This is a genomic window from Zoogloea sp. LCSB751 (assembly GCF_002028455.1).
GTDB lineage: Bacteria > Pseudomonadota > Gammaproteobacteria > Burkholderiales > Rhodocyclaceae > Zoogloea.
Window position 1 is genome coordinate 1 of sequence record NZ_MWUM01000617.1, and the last position, 237, is coordinate 237.

1 protein-coding gene is annotated in these 237 nt (G+C 53.2%); it reads right to left on the minus strand.

From position 1 onward, the window contains the following. The coding region (locus B4920_RS30230) for a hypothetical protein (protein WP_216820146.1) at positions 1 to 194 on the minus strand (194 nt) is incomplete at its 3' end. Between the last annotated feature and the right edge of the window lie 43 nt (positions 195 to 237).

The window sequence follows — 237 nt, forward strand, 5'->3', positions numbered from 1 at the left end:
AAAAATACCCTCGCATCGACATCATGGGCAGAAACATCGATACGACGTTCGGTTTCCATGGGCGCAGCTAAACTGCCCATTAAGGTATTAGTATTCAGTTCACGCTGCACCGCGTCTGGCATAACGGCTGGCGGAGGTGGCGTTGACTGCTGCGCGGCCTGCATCGACGCAGAAAGAGCCTCTTTTGATGCCATCGGCTGCGGTCTATCTGTAGTTTGGCAAGCCATAAGGCAAAGT